Genomic DNA, 12,069 nt, shown 5'->3' on the forward strand with positions numbered 1-12,069 from the left:
GGAGCGCCACGCGGGCGAGCCGGAGGGTGGCAGGTGAGCGTTTTCAGCCTGGCCGAGCCCGAGCGGGAGGCGGTGCTGGTGAGCGAGCTGGCGGCGCTTACCGAGCGGCACAGGCAGGCGTGCCTGCCGTACCGGAGGATCCTCGACGCCATCGGCGCGCGCCCCCCGTACGAGCGGCTCGCCGACCTCCCCTGGCTGCCCGTGCGGCTGTTCAAGACGCACGAGCTGCGCAGCGTGCGCGAGGACCAGGTGTTCAGGGTGCTGACCTCCAGCGGGACCACCGGGCAGGAGCCCAGCAGGGTCTACCTCGACCGCGAGGCGGCCGCGGCGCAGACGCGGATGCTGGCGGCCACGCTCAGGGAGGTGCTCGGCGAGCGGCGGCTGCCGATGCTGATCGTGGACAGCCGCTCCGTCGTGCGCGACCCGACGCTGAGCGCCCGGGGCGCCGGCGTGCTCGGGATGATGAACTTCGGCAGGGACCACACGTTCGTGCTCGACGAGCAGGGGCGGGTGGACGCGGAGGCGGTCAAGGCGTTCCTGGCGCGCCACGGGAGCGAGCGGTTCCTGGTCTTCGGGTTCACGTTCATGGTCTGGCTCCACCTGCGCGGGCTCGGGGCGGACCTGTCGCGGGGGGTGCTGATCCACTCCGGCGGGTGGAAGCGGCTGGCCGAGCAGGCGGTGGACAACGCCGAGTTCCGGCGGCGGCTGGCGGCCGAGTGCGGGCTGAGCCAGATCCACAACTTCTACGGGATGGTCGAGCAGATCGGCACCGTCTTCCTGGAAGGCCCGGACGGCGATGGGCTTTACTGCCCCGATTTCGCCGATGTCGTGATCCGTGATCCGGAGACCTGGCAGGAGGCGCCCGTCGGCGAGCCTGGCCTGATCGAGGTCGTCAGCACGCTGCCCACGTCATACCCCGGCCACGTGCTGCTGACCGAGGACCTGGGCGTGGTCCGCGGCGTCGATGACGGCTGCCGCCCGGGGAAGCGGTTCGAGGTCCTGGGCAGGCTGCCCAGGGCGGAGGCGCGCGGCTGCAGCGACACCATGGGGCAGGGCTGATGCTGGACGACCCGAAGCTGGATGTCCGCTTCCCCGCCGGGGGCCACGTGCCGGTCGAGGAGCTGCTCGGTGAGCTGGGCGGCGGGCTCGACGTGGGCGACGAGCGGATCCGCGAGTTCCTCGCCGCCTTCGGCAGGCGGCTGCTGCGTCCCGCGCTGGCCCGGCGCCATCCCGAGCTGGGCTCGCTCGGCTTCTTCCTGCGCCCGAGCGAGCTCGCCCGCACCGTGGAAGGGCTCAGGACCGAGCATGTACGCGTGCCGCGCGGCCTGGTCTTCCACATCCCGCCGGCGAACGTCGACACCGTCTTCGTCTACTCCTGGGCCCTGTCGGCCCTGATGGGAAACCGCAACATCGTGCGCCTCTCGCCCCGCTCCGGCGCGGTCGCCGAGGTCATCCTGGAGACCCTGCACGAGGCGCTGGCCGGCGCCGATCCCGTCATAGCGGCCACCCAGCGCATCGTCTCCTACGGCCGCAGCGACGGCATCACCGCCGCGCTCTCCGTCGCCTGCGACCTGCGGGTGGTGTGGGGCGGCGACGGCACCGTACGCGAGCTGCGGCGCCACCCGCTCGCCCCGCACGCCCGCGACCTGGTCTTCCCCGACCGCTCCTCGTTCGCCGTCGTGCGCGCGGCGGCCTGGCTGTGCGCGCCCAGGGCCGCGCGGGTCACCGTGGCCGAGGGGTTCGTGAACGACACCTACTGGTTCGACCAGGCCGCCTGCTCCTCGCCCAGGACCGTGTTCTGGGTGGGCGCGGAGGGCGACTGCGACGCGGCGCGGGCCGACTTCTGCGAGCACGTGGGGCGGGTGGTCGCCGTACGCGGGTGGGGCGTCGATGCGGCGATGGCCGTGGAGAAGCGGGTGTCCACCTACGGCCTGGCCGCCGACGGGCTGGCGGAGAGCGTCGAGTTCCGGGGGAACGCGCTGGCCAACGTGACGCTGGCGGCGGCCGCCGCGGCGCCGAGACAGTGGCTGGGGGCGGGAACGTTCGCGCACGCCAGGCTCGGCTCGCTGGCGCAGCTGGTCTCGCTGGTCGAGCGGCGGGACCAGACGATGACGCACTTCGGGTTCGGCAAGGACGAGCTGGAGGAGCTGGCCAGAGCGTTGGCCGGGCGCGGCGTCGATCGCATGGTGCCGGTCGGGAGCGCGTTGACCTTCCATCGGGTGTGGGACGGGTTCGACCTCCCGGCGGAGTTCACGCGACTGGTGACCGTCATCAGGTGACGCTGTTCCCGGTTCGCGAGATGAGCGTATTCAGAACGAGACGTACTGGCTTGCCACGGGCTGCGGACATTGGCCCTAGGCTGTGAGCCGTGGTGATTCATGCCCTGCTCGCGGTCACGCTGGCCATGACCTCGCTGCCCGCCCAGGCGAAAACGGTCGACTGCGCCCGCGTCAAGTGCCTGGCCCTGACATTCGACGACGGCCCCGGCGCGACCACGCCCACCCTGCTCAAGACGCTCGACAAGGCGGGGGCCAAGGCGACGTTCTTCCTGGTGGGCAAGCAGGTGGAGCTGCGGCCGAAGGTGGCCAGGCAGGTGCTCGCGCAGGGGCACGCGATCGGCAACCACACTTACTCGCACGCCTCGCTGACGCCCCTGCCCGACGGGCAGATCCTCGACGAGCTGAAGACCACCCAGAGCGCGATCCAGCAGGCCACGGGGCTGCGGCCGAAGATGTTCCGCCCGCCCTACGGGGACACCGACGACCGCGTCTTAGAGCTGGCCGGCGAGGCGGGCCTGGCGCAGGTGATGTGGACGGGCACGACGCTCGACTGGCAGCTACGTGACACGAAGAAGATCAAGGCCGCCGTGCTCAGGCTGGCCAAGCGGAACGGTGTGATCCTCATGCACGACACGGTCCCCGCGACCGTGAAAGCCATGCCCGAGATCCTCAAGGAGCTCAAGAAGCGCGGCTACCACCTCGTCACGGTCCCGACGCTGCTACGCGGCAAGAGACTGCAGGCTGGGGTCAGTTACCCCTGAGCTGGACCATGGGCAAGCGGAGACCGTGGGTCGCACTCGCGACCTTCCTGGTCATACAGGCCGTGCTCGGATGCTGGTGGGCGGCCTTCTACCCTGGCCTGTTCAGCCGCGACTCGGTCCTGTACCTCAGTCACACGGTCGTCGGTCCCTGGGTGAGCGACCACTCGGTGCTCTACGACGCACTGCTGTGGCTGAGCTTCACCAGGACCGGTGACCTGGGCGCCGTCACGTTAGCGCAGACCACCGCCATGGCGGCGGCGCTGACGTATCTGGCGCAGTCCTTGCGGTCACTCGGCGCGCCCCGCCTGCTGACCACGCTCGTCGCGATGCTGATGCCGCTGGCGCCGCCCGTGGGGGCGTTCTCGGTGACGTTGTGGAAGGACGTGCCGTTCACGATCTGCGCGATCGCCATCGCGGGAGTGTGCGCGCGGATCGCGGCCAGGCGCGCCGTCACCGTGCCGGCGCTGGCCGGGCTCGGGGTGCTCTTCACGCTGCTCGGGTTGTTCCGGGCGAACGGCTTCCTGGTCGTGGGCGTCGCCGTCGTCGCGCTGCTGGTGATCGTCACGACCATGCGCGTGCGACTGCTCCTGGTCGGCACCTTCGCCGCCGCCCTCCCGCTCGCGCTCACGAACCTGGTGCTGCCGCACTTCGGCATCTCGGCCCCATCCAAGACGTACGTGTACCACACGGCCTTCGGCGACATCGCGGTTGCGTACCGGGACCATCCCGAGCTGTTCAGCGAACAGGACAAGACGCTGATGGCTTCCGTGGCGCCCTTGACGCGGTGGTGGGCGGGCGGGACCTGCTACACGGTCAACCCGCTGATCTGGCGGCGGGACTTCAGCTGGCAGCAGGCCGACGCGCACGCCTCCCAGCTGCTGGACCTGTGGAAGCGGCTGCTGACCAGCGAGCCCCGCATGATCATCGACACCCGCCTGTGTCGGGGGGCGATCGCGTGGAAACCCGTGCAGGACGATCTCGCGATCGGGGGGATGACGTACCGGTTCTCGCGGCGGCCCAACGCCGACAGCTACGTGGGGCCGAACAAGGTGCCCGACTTCCCCGGGCGCTCGGTCTACTCGCTGCGGCCGCTGTCGTGGGAGCTGAACCGGGTGGCCGACCCCTGGCTGGCCGGCGCGCTGGCGCCACAGTACGACTGGCTGCTGTGGCGGGGGGCTTTGTGGGCGTACGTGTCCTATCTGGCCGTGGGGCTGGCGGCCTGGGCGCTGCGGAACCGGTACGTGCTGGGGGTGGCGGCCGTGGTGGCCGGGCAGCAGCTGGCCATCCTGGCCAACATCTCGGCGCAGGACTTCCGGTACATGGCCTCGCCCATCCTCGTCGGGGTGCTGCTGGTGCCGCTGCTGCTGGGGAGTGTGGGACGGCTGGCGGTCGCCTCGGTACGGCGGGCCCGGCGCACGCCACGCCCGCGTCTCAGGCAACCTCAGCCCTCATCGGCGGAGCCCGAACCACACGATCTTGAACCGGGAGAACCGTCAACAGGCGCGCCCTCGCCGACCGGGCCACCAACAGAAGCTTCGATGGCCGACCCTTTGTCGAGCGACCCCTCGCCGAGCGGCCCAGACTCGCCCGGCCCAGGGCGCGACCAGGGCTGACGCGGTGGCCGAGTCATTCCTGGTGTCGCTTCACGCGGACGATCAGGTGTTGATCTGCAGAACCCACACCGACAAATGGTCGGGACCGTGCGTGTAGATGATGCGGAAGGTGTCGGTACGCAGCTCGAATGCGCTCGGGATGCCTCCATAGGGACGGGCACCCAGCGGTTCAGGCTCCTCGGTCAACTCAAGCAAGGTGTCGATGACAACGGTACGCAGGCCTGGTGCTGCTTGCTTGAGAGCCTCGCGAACGGCGTCAGCGAGTTCGAGGGGGCGCTTCAAGAGGGGTCACCCGGGGCAGGCAGGCCGAAGTCCGTGTACAGCTCGTCACGACTCTCGTAGCGGTGCAAACGGATCTCACCGCTCTCACGGGCAGCGATGGCTTCGCGAACCTGGTCGGCTTCTCGCTCTTGGCGGAGCCGTAGCAGCTCCTCGTATTCCTCTTCGGAGATGAGCACGGCACGCTCGTCCTCGGAGCGGCTGATCCTGGTGGGCCGGTGAGCGTGAACAGCGCGGGACACCAAGACGCCGAGCTTGTTGCGGGCCTCCACGATGCCCAGCGAGTCTATCGTCATGGCTTTACGATACGCACAGGATGTACATCATGCACGTCATGTGCAGGAAGAACCTCGGCGAGTTCTGCTCCAGAAACAGCGTTCAGGCGGCAACCGGTGCCAGAGCGCCGATGGGGACGGCTTCGGTGTGGGCGAACACCGGCAGTTCGAACCACAGGGCCTTGCCGCGAGGGGTGCGGACACCGCCCCAGGAGCCGGAGAGCGCGTCGACCAGGAACAGCCCTCGGCCGCCCTCCGCGTCCATGTCAGCGGTACGCATGCTCGGCAGCTCGGGATTCTCGTCCTCGACCTCGCAACGCAGCAGCCCGTCCTTGGCGCAGATGCTGAGGCGGACCTGTCCGTACGCGTGCTCCAGCGCGTTGGAGACCAGCTCGCTGACGAGCAGTTCCGCGACCTCGATCTGGTCTTCCAGGCCCCAGTCGGCAAGCTTCTCACGCGTCAGCCGACGTGCTCTGGACACCGAGCCCAGGTCGGGCGACAGCCACCACGAGGCCGTCCGGCGCGCCACCGAGCCGCGGCCGATCGCCGCTGTCCAGATCCTGCTCCACGAAACCCTGTTCATCGCCCTACACCCCGAGCGGCAGCTGAAGCCTTGACGCCGCCGTCCGGTTCACCCCCGGTCCTCTCTTCAGGTGAGCCCGGATCGCTCACACCATGAGAATGCCGCACCACGCCACCAGGAGAAGAGGTGAGAAATCCCCATATGAGTACCTATTTCTTGGCTACGTAGGTGCCACGGGAGACGCGATTCCCCGCCGCATCAGGGATTCCAGCGCAGCCAGGGGCTCTGGATGCCGGTGTGTCTCGGGGACCACTCCGGCGGCAGCGGGTCCGTGCCGATCTGCGCACTCGCGGCGGTGTAGTAGGAACCTGGCTGCGGTGGGGTGAATACGTGCACGCAGGTGGTGACCTGCTTGTCATCGGCCAGTGAGACCGGGCAGGTGCGCAGGCTCTCCCGGTACTTTTCCTTGGTTTCCAGGCGGCCCAGCCACACGTAGGCGGTCACGGTCCCGCTCGTTCCGGACCGTTGCAGGGCCTTGATGTAGACGCTGATCCGCGCCTTGCCCTCGTTCAGCTCAAGGCACGGCCTGATCCCCACTCCCGCCCGGCTGACCGGCTGGTAATTCCCGCGGCACACCTCACCACCGGACGGTGACGCGGACGTGCCTGTCGAGAGGTGGCCGGCGAATAACGCCGCTCCGGCCAGCACCACGCAGCCCAGAACGGCGACCACCAGCAGGACCTTCCACCTTCCCGTGATCCGGGCCCACACGGGAACCGCCCGCCACGCCTCCCGCGCCTCCTCGGCAGACTCCTGCGGCCCGTCCGCCTGCTCGTCGGCCGCCTCTCGCGGCGCGTGGGCCTGCTCGTCCGCCGCCCTGCTCGACAGGCCGGCCTGACCGTTCGCCGCCCTGCTCGCGGCGTAGTGCTCGCCCGCCTTGGCCCGCCAGCCCCGCTCGGCCTGCTCCAGCTGCTCGCGCAGGATGTCGATGCGCTCTCCCAGCGTCACCAGCTGATTGGCCTGTCCTGTCGGCAGATCGAGCGCGGCGACGATCTCGACCATCACCTCGTAGCCCGGCAGGCGGTTGCGCTCGGTGAGTTGCCTGGCACCCGACAACCATCGGGAGACGAGCGAAGCGCTGGCACCGGTGACGCGGTTCGCCAGGACCTTCTGCTGACGCCCGCCCAGGGCCTTGCGTAAACCTTCCGCGGCCTCGTCCAGCGCCTTGGCGAGGTCGTCCACGAGCTGTCCAAAGCTGTGCAAGGCCGTGTAACCCCTCCTGCGCAACTGTTCAACCAGCGGCATCAGCGCAGGTGAACGCCTGTTCAAGTTGCAGTGCAAGATCATACCGGTCGGGAGATCTGGCGGGCGTCTCCTCGCACCGGCCACGCTTGGGAACCACTCACCACACCGATTTGGAGGGAAACATGCGTTCATTCATCGTCGGCCTGGCCGCCGCCGCGACGCTCGCCGGTCTGCCCGCGGGTACGGCCTCCGCCGCCTCGCAGTCCAGCCTGCCGACCTGTGCGGGCGAGCGGGTGGCGCATCAGGAGCTCTACACCGAGGCAGGGAAGTCGGCCTACATCCACGTCTTCTTCGACACGCGCACCGCCACCGCCTGCGCCTACCTCAACTCCACCAATGACACCTGGGGCCAGCGCAAGCACATGACCATCATGCTGAAGCACTGCTCCAGGGCGGGCGACGGCTTCGGGGAGTGCATCGGCCAGCGCAAGTCCGTCGCCGACCGGGGCTGGTACACCGGCCGGTCCAACACCGTCCGACTGACTCTGACGCATGGCTGCGTTCTGGCCTGGGGCCGCATCTGGTGGGAGAAGAACTACGGCGTGACCGCCACCAAGACCGTGGTGTGCGTCAACGACGACGAGTAGCGAACAATGTCCGGGTCCAGATACCGGCTGCGCCGTACAGAGCCAGGCCACCGCTGCCGCCGCCGTGGGGGCGGGCGGCATCGGCATCGGCGCGCTGTTCGTCGGCATGATCTTCCTCATGGCCATGCTGTACGCCCTGCCCTGGGTCATCCTGATCGCCTGGGTGCTGGTGGGCTTCATGTCCATGGCCGGTTTCAACGTCGCGCAGGGAATCAGCGATGAACGGACTGGTCATCCAGTCCTTACGCTGACTTGCAGAGCCGTCACACGCGAACTCGCCGTACGGGTGCGGAACCCCGTACGGCGAGTCCGCGGTTGTCCGCTTACCAACCGCCCCGGTGGAGCTGGCCGCGCACCGCGCCGCCGGGGAACTCGCTCGTGTGCAGGTTCACGTACCAGCCCTTGGGGTTGTGTTTGAGGCGAAGGGCGACCTTGGGCGTGGTGCTGCCGGTGCCCGCGATGCCGTTGACGCCGGCGGGGAGACCGTTCTTGGCAGCGAAGAAGTCGACGACCACCGGGCCGTTCTTGCCCTTCACGCCGCGGTGGACGTGGCCGTTGGTCGGCTGGGCGATCCCCCTCCAGGCGGCGGCGAAGTGCACCTTGGTGCCCTGCACCCAGACGAGCCAGGCGGCCCGCCCGTCCTTGTCGCCGACCTTTGTGCCGGGCGCGGGCACCTCCTGGCGGCCGTCGGCTCGCGCGGTGAGCGTGGCGTGCGAGCCGCCGGCCAGCACCGACTCGAGGGAGACAGGACGGATCCGGTGCAACTGCGCGCGGACGGCGCCGCCGGGGAACTCGCTGGTGTGCAGGTTGGCGTACCAGCGCATCGGGTTGTTCGCGATCCTGCCGAGCAGGGCCGAGTCCTTGACCGTGACGGTGCCCTTGACGGCGCTGAGCGAGCCGGGCAGCGCCGCGCCGAAGAACGGGATCTTGACGTCGCCGTTCTTGCCGGCCTTGCCCTGGTGGATGTGGAACGCGGTCGGGGCGGCCACCTTCCGCCACCGGATCGCGTAGTCGACCTGCTGCCCGTGGATGCGGAAGACGGCGATCGCGCTGCCGTTCCGGTCACCGGCCTTCACCCCCGGGGCAGGCACTTCGTTCTCGCCCAGCAGCGTCGCCGCCAGGTACACGGCGGTGCCCGTCTCGGCCTGCGCCGTGGCGGGGCTGAAGGAGGCGGCGATCAGCGTGGTGGCGAGCGCGAGGCCGGGGACGGTGAGGATGCGCTTCGTCATGATTGACCCTTTCAGCTGCCTCAGTGCGAGGCTCTTGGCGGTGCTCGATGCCCGGTTGTACGGCCGCCAGCTCCTGCCGGGTTCAATCCTTAAATGTGTATAAATACGCATCCGAGCTGGTCGGGGGTGGCCTGACCGCGCCGCTCCGGAAGGGATCGCTCACCGTCGCATGAACCCTCCGGTACGGGCTCGCGTACCTCTCGAAGATCAGACTTCTTCGCCCACGTCACAAGACCGGAGGGAGTGGTCGCATGCGAAGTCCATCGGGGGGAAGACGATTCAGACCGTGGCTGGGGGCCGTTTCCCTGGGCGGAAGCGTCGCAGTCGTCCTGTGGGGCTCGCCGCTGTCCGCGCAGGCCGGCACGGTGAACGTCCACCTCGGTACGGCCGCGGCACAGTCCATCGTCTGTCCCAACGTGGCCGACAAGCTGACCGAGGTCCCCGCGGCCGCCAAGGCCGAGGTCGACCGTAACCTCGCGCTGCTCGACAAGCAGATCCAGGAGGCCAATGACCGGTTGTCCCGCTCGGCAGGGCAAGGCGGCCCGAACTTCGTCCAGAACGCCATCCTCGGCCCGCTCGCCGGCAAACGTGCCGCCACCATCGACCGCATCTCCATCGCCATCGGACGCGTCGCGCAGCGCCCCACCGGCCTCAACGGACTCGACACCTGCACACTCGGCGACTCGGCCGGCGACGCCGCCACGAACGCGGCGGATGTCGGCCCCTCGGCCGACGACTTCGTCGACATCCGCCAGGTCCCCGAGGCTGAGCAGCCTCAAGCGGGCGAGAACGGATCAACGGGCACGTTCGTATCCCAATGCGGTACGAACAGCGCGGGCCATTCCAACGCCGACAACGTCATTCTCGCCCCGGGCATGTCCGATGGGGCCCAACTCCAGCTGGACTACGTGGGCAACACGTCCACCGACGCCTTCTCGACCAACGAGACCCTCGCCGCCGCGGACACCACCTGCCGCACGAGCGCCGACCGGTCTGCCTACTTCTGGCCGACCCTGCGCGTACGCGGGTCCGATGACGAGAGCGGCCAGACCGGCACGAACAACGTCGGCACCGCCGTACAGCCATCGACAGTCAGACTCGAATACCGCGGCAACCCCACCTCGGAGGTCACGGCCGCACCACGGTTCCTCAGGATGGTCTCCGGCGACGCCAGGGCGGCCACCAACGGTGCCGCCGACGCCCGGCCGACGTGGACCTGCACGGGTTTCACCGACCGCCTGACCGACAAGTATCCGATCTGTCCCACCGGCAGCGATCTGGTCCGTGTCTTCGACATGCCCAGCTGCTGGGACGGCCAGAACCTCGACAGCGCCGACCACCGCACGCACCTCGTCTTCCCTGACGAGACCGGCGCCTGCCCGAGCGGCACCGAGGCCGTGCCGCAACTCCGGATGACGCTGACCTACGAGAACGTGCCCAACACGGCGGACGTCCCCTTCGCGGTGGACGGGTTCGCCAGCGAACAGCACGACCCGAGCACCGACCACGCCGGCTCCATCGGGGTGATGTCGGAGAAGCTCATGAGCACCGTCGTCGGCTGCATCAACAGCGGCAAGGACTGCTGACGCGCACGACCGGGCACCACACCTCCGCGGTGTGGTGCCTGCGTCATCCGCGCGGTATCGAACCTGACCTGCGGGGAAGCAGGTGGGCATGGCTCGGACAAGCGCGCCGGCGGGAGCCTGCGCCCGGTGACCGCCGATGAGGTACGACACGCTGGTGGAGGCCGCCCGATGGTCAGGGGTGGAAGATCCGCGGCTGCTCTCCGCCATCGCCACCACGCCGCGTGACCATTTCGTGCCGCCGCGCCACGCCGCACGTGCCTGGCAGGACGAGCCCATCCCGATCGGCCACGGCCAGCCCACTTCCCAGCCGTCCCTGATCGCGCAGATGATCGACGCCCTGAAGCTGTCAGGCACCCAGACGGTCCTGGAGATCGGCACCGGGTACGGCTACCAGACCGCCCTGCTGGCCCGCCTGGCCCGCCAGGTGTATTCGATGGAGCGCCACGCCGATCTGGCCGAGCACGCGCGGGCCAACCTCGCCTCAGCAGGGGTGAGCAACGCCGAGGTGGTGGTCGGTGACGGCACCGCCGGCCTCCCTGAGCACGCGCCCTTCGACGCCGTCGTCGTGTCCGCCACGGCCCCGGCGGTGCCTGCCCCGCTCGCCGAGCAACTGGCCGAGGGCGGGCGCCTGGTCATGCCGATCCAGAAGGACCTGAACGAGATCGTCACGCTCTTCGGCAAGCGCCACGGCCGCCTGATCCAGGAGCGCCTGCTGACACCCGCCCGGTTCGTCCCGCTGATCGGCGAGCACGTGGACGCCCCGGGCGCCGAGCCGCCCGAACGCTAGGCGCCCGCACGGCCACGGAGCACCCTCCTCTGGCTGCATCGGCAGCGATCGATGAGCCTGGCATTCAGCACTGGCGGCACATACAGGGAGCGCGATCCCGTACCGCAAACGAAAATGGGACATTTATTACGAGAAGGGGATAAACTGGGGCAACCTGGAGGTGCCATGAGCAATCTTGTGACACTGGCCGCGTCAGTGGACGGTCGGCCGACGCTCGAACAGGTCGATGCGATGCTGGCGGAACTGCGCCAGATGCCTCGCAACCAGTTCGTCACCGAACTGATCGACGATCTACTGGACTACCGTGGTCTGCTGGACCACCGATCCAAGCAGGCTTCCTGATCTTCTGGCCGGTGCCGCGTGACCGGAGACGGCTGCCGCGTTCTCCTCGGAGGCGTATCCGTCCGATGGTCTGGCCAGGCATGAGCTTCCGATGTGGATCGGATCTCCACCGCCCGACCAGCTCATCGTTTCGTTGTGGACGCGCGCGCTACGTCACTGACCGCCGAGACGCTGCGGTCCGACCTGTCCGCCCTGCTGCCTCATCGATGTGCCGAACGGCTGCCCCTGCGGCCCCATCGAGGTGCCCCCGACGCCGACCAGTTCCAGCAGTCGCGTCTCTACGTACCTGTCGCTGTGGTGAGACTTGTCCGCGATCCGCTCAACGAGATCGTTGACGTTACGGGCGAAGTCGAGATCGGACGGGCTGACCTCCGCGAACTGGTCCAGAATCTGGTACCTGATCTGCTGCCAGTTCTGCCGCAACTGCTGCTCGATCTGCTGGGCCTGCTGCTGTTCCATGAAGCGTCCTTTCCTAGTTGGGAACGCCGTGAACCTACCCTTCG

At 68.9% G+C, this 12,069-nt stretch carries 15 protein-coding genes; 8 read left to right on the forward strand and 7 right to left on the reverse strand.

Annotation, left to right across the window (positions count from 1 at the left end; translation table 11 throughout):
- Positions 1-33 precede the first annotated feature (33 nt).
- The 4 genes from ACIBVN_RS26670 to ACIBVN_RS26685 all read left to right on the forward strand — a co-directional run bounded on the left by ACIBVN_RS26670 (position 34) and on the right by ACIBVN_RS26685 (position 4,653).
- A complete protein-coding gene (locus ACIBVN_RS26670; RefSeq protein ID WP_397140784.1) occupies positions 34-1,059 on the forward strand; it encodes an acyl-protein synthetase in 1,026 nt (341 codons plus the stop codon).
- Complete coding sequence (locus tag ACIBVN_RS26675) at positions 1,059-2,279, forward strand: acyl-CoA reductase (RefSeq protein WP_397140786.1); 1,221 nt, start codon at positions 1,059-1,061, stop codon at positions 2,277-2,279. Before ACIBVN_RS26670 ends, ACIBVN_RS26675 begins: the two co-directional genes overlap by 1 nt.
- An 89-nt stretch (positions 2,280-2,368) precedes the next feature.
- A complete protein-coding gene (locus ACIBVN_RS26680) occupies positions 2,369-3,040 on the forward strand; it encodes a polysaccharide deacetylase family protein (RefSeq protein ID WP_397140788.1) in 672 nt (223 codons plus the stop codon).
- Positions 3,041-3,048: 8 nt separating this feature from the next.
- Positions 3,049-4,653, forward strand: a complete 1,605-nt coding sequence (locus ACIBVN_RS26685) for a hypothetical protein (protein ID WP_397140790.1) — start codon at positions 3,049-3,051, stop codon at positions 4,651-4,653.
- Between the two features lie 42 nt (positions 4,654-4,695).
- On the opposite strand, the gene ACIBVN_RS26690 is transcribed toward ACIBVN_RS26685, so the two are convergent.
- The 4 genes from ACIBVN_RS26690 to ACIBVN_RS26705 all read right to left on the reverse strand — a co-directional run bounded on the left by ACIBVN_RS26690 (position 4,696) and on the right by ACIBVN_RS26705 (position 7,035).
- Positions 4,696-4,935: a type II toxin-antitoxin system RelE/ParE family toxin gene (locus ACIBVN_RS26690; protein ID WP_397140791.1), complete on the reverse strand. Its 240-nt coding sequence runs from the start codon at positions 4,933-4,935 to the stop codon at positions 4,696-4,698.
- Positions 4,932-5,228: a type II toxin-antitoxin system prevent-host-death family antitoxin gene (locus ACIBVN_RS26695; RefSeq protein WP_397140793.1), complete on the reverse strand. Its 297-nt coding sequence runs from the start codon at positions 5,226-5,228 to the stop codon at positions 4,932-4,934. Before ACIBVN_RS26695 ends, ACIBVN_RS26690 begins: the two co-directional genes overlap by 4 nt.
- Positions 5,229-5,310: 82 nt before the next feature.
- A complete protein-coding gene (locus ACIBVN_RS26700; RefSeq protein WP_397140795.1) occupies positions 5,311-5,790 on the reverse strand; it encodes an ATP-binding protein in 480 nt (159 codons plus the stop codon).
- A gap of 198 nt (positions 5,791-5,988) precedes the next feature.
- Positions 5,989-7,035, reverse strand: a complete 1,047-nt coding sequence (locus ACIBVN_RS26705; RefSeq protein ID WP_397140797.1) for a hypothetical protein — start codon at positions 7,033-7,035, stop codon at positions 5,989-5,991.
- 122 nt (positions 7,036-7,157) lie between these two features.
- Between ACIBVN_RS26705 and ACIBVN_RS26710 the strand changes: the two genes are divergently transcribed.
- Positions 7,158-7,622 carry a hypothetical protein gene (locus ACIBVN_RS26710; RefSeq protein WP_397140798.1) on the forward strand — a complete coding sequence of 155 codons (465 nt, stop codon included), beginning with the start codon at positions 7,158-7,160 and terminating at the stop codon, positions 7,620-7,622.
- On the opposite strand, the gene ACIBVN_RS26715 is transcribed toward ACIBVN_RS26710, so the two are convergent.
- Together ACIBVN_RS26715 and ACIBVN_RS26720 are read right to left on the reverse strand one after the other, a co-directional pair.
- Positions 7,606-7,857 (reverse strand): hypothetical protein, encoded by a 252-nt coding sequence (locus ACIBVN_RS26715; protein WP_397140800.1) that lies wholly within the window; start codon positions 7,855-7,857, stop codon positions 7,606-7,608. The genes ACIBVN_RS26710 and ACIBVN_RS26715 overlap by 17 nt on opposite strands.
- Positions 7,858-7,945: 88 nt before the next feature.
- Positions 7,946-8,851 (reverse strand): CHRD domain-containing protein, encoded by a 906-nt coding sequence (locus tag ACIBVN_RS26720; protein ID WP_397140802.1) that lies wholly within the window; start codon positions 8,849-8,851, stop codon positions 7,946-7,948.
- Between the two features lie 251 nt (positions 8,852-9,102).
- Between ACIBVN_RS26720 and ACIBVN_RS26725 the strand changes: the two genes are divergently transcribed.
- The 3 genes from ACIBVN_RS26725 to ACIBVN_RS26735 all read left to right on the forward strand — a co-directional run bounded on the left by ACIBVN_RS26725 (position 9,103) and on the right by ACIBVN_RS26735 (position 11,566).
- The gene (locus ACIBVN_RS26725; RefSeq protein ID WP_397140804.1) at positions 9,103-10,437 is read left to right on the forward strand and encodes a DUF1996 domain-containing protein; all 1,335 of its coding nucleotides are present in this window, start codon (positions 9,103-9,105) and stop codon (positions 10,435-10,437) included.
- Between the two features lie 136 nt (positions 10,438-10,573).
- The gene (locus ACIBVN_RS26730) at positions 10,574-11,224 is read left to right on the forward strand and encodes a protein-L-isoaspartate(D-aspartate) O-methyltransferase (RefSeq protein ID WP_397140806.1); all 651 of its coding nucleotides are present in this window, start codon (positions 10,574-10,576) and stop codon (positions 11,222-11,224) included.
- 165 nt (positions 11,225-11,389) lie between these two features.
- Positions 11,390-11,566, forward strand: a complete 177-nt coding sequence (locus tag ACIBVN_RS26735; RefSeq protein ID WP_397140808.1) for a hypothetical protein — start codon at positions 11,390-11,392, stop codon at positions 11,564-11,566.
- Between the two features lie 153 nt (positions 11,567-11,719).
- Here the strand turns inward: ACIBVN_RS26735 and ACIBVN_RS26740 are convergent, their stop codons facing one another.
- Positions 11,720-12,025 carry a hypothetical protein gene (locus tag ACIBVN_RS26740; protein WP_349446780.1) on the reverse strand — a complete coding sequence of 102 codons (306 nt, stop codon included), beginning with the start codon at positions 12,023-12,025 and terminating at the stop codon, positions 11,720-11,722.
- Positions 12,026-12,069: the final 44 nt, after the last annotated feature.

The organism is Nonomuraea sp. NPDC049400 (genome assembly GCF_044466425.1).
GTDB lineage: Bacteria > Actinomycetota > Actinomycetes > Streptosporangiales > Streptosporangiaceae > Nonomuraea.